7 protein-coding genes and 1 tRNA gene are annotated in these 7,843 nt (G+C 54.5%); 5 read left to right on the top strand and 3 right to left on the bottom strand.

Going from position 1 to position 7,843, the window contains the following annotated elements:
- The 3 genes from DEP07_RS24830 (at window position 1) to DEP07_RS24820 (ending at window position 2,765) form a co-directional block, all read left to right on the top strand.
- Window positions 1-85: transfer RNA gene (locus tag DEP07_RS24830), tRNA-Leu, on the top strand.
- Window positions 86-386: 301 nt separating this feature from the next.
- Window positions 387-1,625, top strand: coding sequence for a glycosyltransferase family 2 protein (locus DEP07_RS24825; RefSeq protein WP_122965630.1), 1,239 nt, complete (start codon window positions 387-389; stop codon window positions 1,623-1,625).
- Window positions 1,626-1,790: 165 nt separating this feature from the next.
- Window positions 1,791-2,765 carry a TIGR01212 family radical SAM protein gene (locus DEP07_RS24820; RefSeq protein ID WP_173595578.1) on the top strand — a complete coding sequence of 325 codons (975 nt, stop codon included), beginning with the start codon at window positions 1,791-1,793 and terminating at the stop codon, window positions 2,763-2,765.
- Between the two features lie 67 nt (window positions 2,766-2,832).
- On the opposite strand, the gene DEP07_RS24815 is transcribed toward DEP07_RS24820, so the two are convergent.
- Complete coding sequence (locus DEP07_RS24815; RefSeq protein WP_122965632.1) at window positions 2,833-3,564, bottom strand: glycerophosphodiester phosphodiesterase; 732 nt, start codon at window positions 3,562-3,564, stop codon at window positions 2,833-2,835.
- Window positions 3,565-3,660: 96 nt separating this feature from the next.
- A complete protein-coding gene (locus tag DEP07_RS27780; protein ID WP_122965633.1) occupies window positions 3,661-3,747 on the bottom strand; it encodes a YjcZ family sporulation protein in 87 nt (28 codons plus the stop codon).
- Between the two features lie 190 nt (window positions 3,748-3,937).
- Between DEP07_RS27780 and ablB the strand changes: the two genes are divergently transcribed.
- Window positions 3,938-4,786: a putative beta-lysine N-acetyltransferase gene (gene ablB, locus DEP07_RS24810; RefSeq protein WP_274875173.1), complete on the top strand. Its 849-nt coding sequence runs from the start codon at window positions 3,938-3,940 to the stop codon at window positions 4,784-4,786.
- Between the two features lie 2 nt (window positions 4,787-4,788).
- Here ablB and DEP07_RS24805 read toward each other — a convergent pair whose 3' ends face one another.
- Complete coding sequence (locus DEP07_RS24805) at window positions 4,789-6,333, bottom strand: PucR family transcriptional regulator (RefSeq protein WP_287103169.1); 1,545 nt, start codon at window positions 6,331-6,333, stop codon at window positions 4,789-4,791.
- Between the two features lie 149 nt (window positions 6,334-6,482).
- Between DEP07_RS24805 and DEP07_RS24800 the strand changes: the two genes are divergently transcribed.
- A complete protein-coding gene (locus DEP07_RS24800) occupies window positions 6,483-7,835 on the top strand; it encodes an aspartate aminotransferase family protein (protein WP_242771944.1) in 1,353 nt (450 codons plus the stop codon).
- Window positions 7,836-7,843: the final 8 nt, after the last annotated feature.

Here is a 7,843-nt window from a genome sequence, read left to right as displayed (position 1 = left end):
GCGGTCGTGGTGGAATTGGCAGACACACCATCTTGAGGGGGTGGCGGGGCGACCCGTGCGAGTTCGAGTCTCGCCGACCGCACCATCGTGATACCAGACTGAGGCTATTTTCGAGCTGAAATGAGCCGTTGCGTTTTCGAAATATATCAAGCCTTTTCGACAAGGGCTTTTTTTTCTGCTCATGTCCAAGGCTTGTCGAATAGAAAGAGAAAAAGGTGGGAAAGGTGATAGCAGTGCCTTCGTTTTTCCCACTTTTGGGTCATTGATCTTGAAACGCTTTTGATGTACACTCCCAATTGGGAGAATTACAATAGAGAAATGTTGGAAAAACAACACTACCTAAATCGGATCAGACCCAATTTGATTTAGGTCGAGGAGAAGAACCCATGAGTGTAATTAGAGAGATCATTGAGGGATTATTCATCGGATTCACTTCAACGGTAGGTGTGATCAGCACGTACCAAACACTGGTTTCTTGCGCAGGTCTGTTCCGCAAAAAGGAGCAGGTGACAAGCGAGCCACAAAAGACTTTTGCTGTACTGGTTGCGGCGCATAACGAAAGTGCCGTAATCGCGCCACTGATTGAAAACCTGAAAAAGCTCGACTACCCGCGTGAAATGTACGACATCTTCGTCATTTGCGACAACTGTTCGGACAACACAGCTGAGATCAGTCGGGCACACGGAGCCATCGCGTGCGAGCGTTTTGACACGTCCAAGCGCGGAAAAGGCTACGGGATTGAGTGGATGCTGGAAAACCTCTGGGCTAGACCGAAGCAGTATGATGCAGTCGTCATGTTTGACGCCGACAACCTGGTTGAAAAGAACTTCCTGCGCGTGATGAACGACCGTCTGGTCAAAGGCGCACGCGTGATCCAGGGCTATCTCGATTCGAAAAACCCGTTTGACTCCTGGATTACCCTGTCTTATGCGGTGACGTACTGGTTTACGAACCGCATGTGGCAACTGGCCCGTCACAACCTCGGTCTGCCAAACACATTGGGCGGAACTGGCTTGTGCATCGAGAGCAACTTGCTCAAAGAAATGGGCTGGGGGGCGACAAGTCTCACGGAAGACCTGGAGTTTGCTACCCGCTGTATTGAACGCGGCATTTATCCAACCTGGGCTCACGACACGAAGGTATGGGATGAAAAACCGATTGATTTGAAAGCTTCCATGCGCCAACGTTTGCGCTGGATGCAAGGTCACTATGATGTAGCAGGGCGTTACATCGGAAGCGTACTGAAGAATGGCTTGAAGTCGAGAAAGCTGGGAATGCTCGACGCAGCGTTCTACCTGTTCCAGCCGATGTACGTGTTGATGGTGACCATGATGTCCTTGCTGTTCCTGGGCAGATTTTTTGACATTGCGGCTCTGACGCCGGCTGCGACGATCCTGCCAACTTGGCTGGTGTACGGCTCTACCGCTGTGTTTTATTTGCTGCCAGTGCTGGCGCTCTATCTGGAAAAGGTGCCGCTCAAAGGATATTTGGGACTGCTGTTGTTGCCGTTCTTTTTCCTGACCTGGCTTCCGATCATGTTTTACGCGTTTTTCACCAAGAAAAATCAAGTGTGGAGCCATACGTCCCACACGCGCGCCATTCGCATCGAGGAGATCCAGCAATAGGATTGTCAAACAAACCACAGGGACATCGGACCTGTGGTTTTCTTATGGGAAAGTAGCGAAAAAGGGCGCTGATCTGGTATAATGACGCGATCACGCGTATGAGAGCAAGAGCCGTGGGAGCAGGGCACAGGGCTTTTGGCTGTGCCACGAGGAGGAAAAGCGGTGATGAAGCTGGCACCACAACCACAACAATGCGAACAAACTACTCCCGTGTTTTGGGGAGATAAGCGTTACCATACATGGAACTATCATTTGCGCTCGACGTTTCACGAAAAGATTTTCAAGGTGCCGCTGGACGGGGGCTTCAGTTGTCCAAACCGGGATGGCAAGGTGGCGACAGGCGGCTGTACGTTTTGCAGCGCTCGTGGCTCGGGGGATTTCGCTGGCGATCGGCGGATGGATCTGGAGCGGCAGTTTCACGACGTAAAAGGCCGGATGCACGAAAAGTGGCCGCAGGCAAAATACCTCGGCTTTTTCCAGGCGTACACGAACACGTACGCACCTGTTCACGAGCTGCGCGAGATGTACGAAGTCATTCTCAGGCAGGAAGGCGTAGTCGGCTTGTCCGTCGCCACGCGTCCCGACTGCCTCCCGGACGATGTCGTCGAATACCTGGCTGAGCTGAACGAGCGGACGTACTTGTGGGTCGAGCTTGGGCTGCAAACGGTTCACGAGCATACGGCACAGCTCATCAACCGGGCGCACGACTACGCCTGCTATGTCGATGCGGTGGAAAGACTGCGCAAGCACAATATTCGCGTCTGTTCCCATATCATTTACGGGTTGCCAGGGGAAACGCACGAGCAGATGATGCAGACGGCCGATGCGGTTGCCCACCTGGATGTGCAGGGGATCAAAATTCACCTGCTGCACCTGTTGCGCAAGACGCCGATGGTCAAACAGTACGAGGCAGGGCTGCTTGAGTTTCTTTCCCTGGAAGAGTACATCAAGCTCGTCGTGGATACGCTGGAAATTTTACCGCCCGAGATGATCGTGCACCGGGTCACCGGAGACGGGCCAAAAGACTTGTTGATCGGGCCGATGTGGAGCCGCAAAAAGTGGGAAGTGCTCAACGGCATCCATGCCGAGTTGCAAAACAGAAACAGCTGGCAAGGGAAGTTTTATGTTCCGCGCGCCTGAAATGCCGCTCAAACGGCTCGATCAACTGCATAAAAAAGGGAGCCGGAAAATGGCTCCCTTTTTGACGTTACGCATCCGCCTCGATGATTTTTCTTGCGCGGCCAGGGTAATTCGTAATGATTCCGTCCACGCCGTATTCGATGGCATTCTGGATTTGCCGACTGCTGTTCACTGTCCAGCCGTAGACGGTCAGATTGCGCTGCTTGGCTTGCCGCACCAGCTCGGGTGTCAGCTGATCGTACGGCACATGCAGCTGCTCGCAGCGATACTGGCTGGCGACTGCCCACGGTTTTGCAATCGGGCCGACATAGAGCAGTCCGGTTGTCTGGGCAGGGTCCAGTTCTTTGATGCGCAGCAAGCTGTCGAAGTTGAAGGTGGAGATGATCGTCCGCTCTGTGAGCTGGTAGCGCCTGATCAGCTCGATGACCTTTTCCTCAAGCTGGGGCTGGGCCAAAAAGAAATTTTTCAACTCGATGATGAAGTGCAACGATGTATCGGAAAAGGTTTGAAATACCTCGCGCAGGACTGGAATCCGGGCTTTGGGAACACGCATGGAGCTGTCCTTGTCGGCGCGCAGCTGACGAAGCTCGCGCATCGTGTAGCCGCGCACCAGACCGGAGCCGTTCGTGGTCCGTTCGAGTCGATGGTCGTGAATGACGACGAGCTTGTCGTCGCGGCTTAGCTGAACGTCCAGCTCGATTCCGTCCGCGCGCTTGCGGACAGCAGCGTGGAACGCTTCCATCGTGTTTTCCGGATGCAGGCCGGAAGCGCCGCGATGCGCGAACACAAGTGTGGACACGGGGGCTTCCTCCCTTCTCAGACGTTACATAGCTTATTACATGCATATGTAAGTGGCCCCTCGATACTGCCTATCAAGAGGGGCACATACGAGTACCTATGAGATGGCGACGAGAACAATCACGAGAAGAACGAACAAAACCAAAACAAGGGCGAAATCGTTGTTTCCGCTGCTGCAGCTCATGAATACCCCCTCCTTCCCAGATGGAGCAACTCCTTCATCTTATGAACGTATAGGGAAAATGGCGCTCATCGAATGCCTACCCGCCTGAGATTTGTGCTTGGCAGCCCACTTTTTATACAGATTGGCAGATGACGGGAAGGTGCATTTTGCTACAATGGAGTCACAAGGCAAACAGGGGAGGGAAGGCTTCATGATACAGATCGAGGAAATGCTCGCCACGGGTGATTTGGTGGACGATCAGCAAAATCGCAGGGTCAAACTGCACGAGTACGATCGGACGCGCATCAGCGAGTACGACGAACTGCTCAAGCAGGTCGGAAAAAAGTCTGCGGCGAGCAAGCTGATCGTTTACGGAAAAAAGCAGGACGTTGGGGAATGGCTTGCGCGGGGATATCGCCAGGAGGGAATCATCGACGGCTTTTTCCAGGGGCAAAACGCTTACATGCTCACGGCTTATCTCACGGAGGATCGGGCGACATCTGCTGCTCCCAAGCTGGCCGAGGAAATTTTGGCGCTGAGTCTGGCGAAAGCGGGACCAGGCGAAGAAAAGCCGCTCCCGGAAGGATATCGCATGCGCCCGGCAACAGAAGCGGACGCAGAGGAGCTGGCGAAGCTGTACGGCCTCGTTTTCGCGACGTATCCTACGCCGATGGATGATCCCGCGTACATTCAAAAAACGATGCAGGAGGGCACGGTGTACTTCGTAGTCGAGCGGGACGGGCAAATCGCCTGTGCGGCGTCTGCGGAGGTGTCAGAGCGCATGGGATCGGCAGAGATGACCGATTGTGCCACCCATCCGGATCACGCAGGAAAAGGGCTCCTCCAGCCGTTATTCCACGCGTTGGAACACAAGATGGAGGAAGCAGGGATTTACTATTTGTACACGTTGACGCGGGCCCAATCGGCGGGCATGAACGTAACAGCCGCCAAAATGGGCTACGAATACCGGGGGCGGCTGATCAACAACTGTACGATTTTTTCCGGATTCGAAGACATGAACATCTGGGTGAAGCCACTTCGGCCTACACGCGATGAATAAGGCTACTCTTGTGAGGAAGACAGCTGCTGTTGCAGTCGGCGGGCCATAAGCGCCAACTGAAGCTGCCAGCGCTGATGCGCGTCCTCCAGGCGGTAGCCTGTTTTTTCTTCAATCTGGGTCAAGCGGTATTTCAGCGTATGCCGATGAATATATAACGCTTGGGAGGTTTGCAGGCCGTTTCCGTTTTGGGCCAGGTACACTTCCAATGTTTCGAGCAGTTGCTGATTGTACTTGCTGTCGTAGCGGATCAGCGGCTCCAGAATCGGCTTCCACAATGCCGTCATGCTGTGCTCGTCCCGGTGGTAAGGAAACAGAAACTGATAGCCCTGCATGTCCCGGTAACGCAGCAAATCGGGAGCGGTAGCGAGCAAAGGATACGCTTGCAGCGCGAACATCGCTTCTTCTGCGGCCGAGGAAACATCTGTCAGCAAATCGCGGGGATTGCTGATCGCCACTTGCAGGGTGGTGGCAGAGTGCAGCCCTTCCCACCTGGTTGCAAACTGTTCGAGCAGTTGCAGGCTCGTCCGGTCGTCGGGCAAAATGAACAAAAGACAGTGCGGGCGCTCCCGCAAAAGGTACGAACGTTGATGGCGGTCGCACAGTCTGCGCATCAGGGTAATGACGCTTTGATGCAGCTCCGCGAGCCTGTTGTGCTCGACCGTCTCGACTTTGACCGCGACCACGAGGTGCTTGCCGGAGAGCGGATAGCCGAGCATGCGACAGCGGCTTTCCAGGTCTTGCGGACTCATTGGCTTTCCGTTCAGCAGTTCCTCGACGAAATCCCCTTTCAACCGCCACTCCGTCGCTGAAACAGCGCGTTCTTTTACATATTCCAGCGCACACAAGGTGGCTGCGTGCTGGAGCGCTACGTCGTCAAGCTCTTTCCACGATTCCCGCGGCTTGCTCAGGCTGAGTGTGCCAAAATGCTCGCGGCTGGCCCGGATCGGCACCGAATGCACATGCTCCTTGCCTTCTTCCGTGTACGGCTCCGCCTTGCAGCCGTGCTGGGTCACTTCAAACCCGAGGGCGTCGAGAAGCGTCACCGCACCGCCCGTAAGCTCAGCAAGCTCGCCTGCGATCGCTGGCAGCCCTCCTTTGGACAGGGCTGCTTCAATCATCCGGTTGTGAATGGCTTGCGAGTAGGCCAATGTCTCAAACTGCCGATTGACGATCGGCTGCAAAATCGCTTTGGTAATCGTCGAGAAGTTGATTTCGGTCGGGATTTCGATGAGCGGCAACTGATGGCGGTCCGCCAGTTCGAGAAAGCTTCCGGGAATTTCCCGCATGTAAAATCCGGTATGAATAGCGACTCCGCTGAGCTTTTGCCTGGCTAACATCGGGATGAATGAACTGAGCCGCTCGACATTTTCCATCAGCCCAAATCCGGTTGTAATCAAAAATTCCCCTTCTTGCAGACGGCTGGCATCCTCCAGCACTTCCACGATCGTCACCCAGCGGATCGGATTGTCCAGCCCGCCAGCACCTGCGATCAGACGCGTCTGAACCATGTCGGGCAGTTGCAGAGCCTCTCTGATCGTAATTGTCATGAGGTACACCTCCGTGTTGCGAAGTTCTTTATACAAAATGTACAAAAGATTTTGTCTCTTTGCCACGTTTTTTTTGCCAGCGCGTCGGATGGATGAAACGGGCTGGTCAGCTAGGATAGAGGTAGAGAATAAGCGAGGTGGCGACGATTATGAGCAGAAGCTATGTAATTAAACCGGAACTGGGCAAGACATATCCGTTCATTTCTCATGGAAAAGGCATTTATTTATACGATAAAGACGGCAAGCGTTATATCGATGGCTGCGGTGGCGCTGTCACGGCGAGCATCGGTCACGGCGTGGAGGAAATAGCCGACGCGATGTATCAGCAGGCAAAAGAAGTATCTTTTGCGTACCGCTCGCATTTCAGCAGCGATGCCGTAGAGGAGCTGGGAGCCAAGCTGGCTGAGTGGGCGCCTGGTTCGCTGAACTGGACGTTTTTCGTCAGCAGCGGCTCGGAAGCGACCGAAACAGCGCAAAAGATCGCGATCCAGTACTGGCAGGAAAAAGGCAAGCCGACGAAAAATCGGATCATTTCCCGCTGGATGAGCTATCACGGCATCACGATGGGCGCGCTGTCCATGTCGGGTCACGTATTGCGCCGCAAACGTTTTGCCCCGCTTTTGGAGGACTATCCGACGATCACTGGCCCGTATCCGTACCGCAGACCTGAAGGAATGTCGCTTGAGACATACGCCTTGGAATGTGCGAACGAGCTGGAACGCGCCATTTTGCGAATCGGTGCGGAGCAAGTCGCGGCCTTCATCGCTGAGCCAGTCATTGGCGCATCCGGCGGTGCAGTCGTGCCGCCAGATGGCTACTTCCAGCGCATTCGGGAAATTTGCGACAAGTATGAAGTGCTGTTCATCGCCGACGAGGTGATGACGGGAGTAGGGCGCACAGGGAAAGCGTTCGGGATCGATCACTGGGGCGTCGTGCCTGACCTGATGACTTTGGGCAAAGGCATGAGCGCAGGCTACACGCCGATGGCAGCGACGATGGTGTCGGATGAGATCATCGAGACGATTAGCCAAGGAAGCGGTCTGATCATGGCTGGACACACGTACAGTGCAAATCCGCAGTCCGCCGCTGTCTCCCTGGCTGTTTTGCGATATGTCGAAAAAAATCAGTTGTTTGACAAAGCAGCCGAGCAAGGCGCTTACTTGCTGGCACGTCTGCAGGAGTTGGCGGATGAACTGCCGCTGATCGGCGAGGCGCGCGGTCTGGGATTGCTGTGCGGTCTGGAATTTGTCAAAGACAAGCAAACAAAAGAACCGTTCCCGCTCTCCCAAGGGGTGGCAAGCAAGGTAATTGCAAAAGGGTTCGAAAAAGGGCTGCTCATTTATCCGGCCATGGGTGGAATCGACGGGGTGGCAGGTGACTCCATCATTGTCTCTCCTCCACTGACGATTACAAAAGCAGAGATCGACGAACTGATCGGCCTCCTGAAAGAGGCGATTGTCAGCGTATCGCAGGAGCTGAAAGACAAGGCGCTGATCAACTAGAGTGGAGG

The sequence above is a fragment of the Brevibacillus sp. genome (assembly GCF_003521185.1).
In the GTDB taxonomy this organism is placed as follows: Bacteria; Bacillota; Bacilli; order Brevibacillales; family Brevibacillaceae; genus Brevibacillus; species Brevibacillus parabrevis.
The sequence above is the reverse complement of the archived record's forward strand: the minus strand, read 5'-3'. Positions and strand labels throughout refer to the sequence as shown.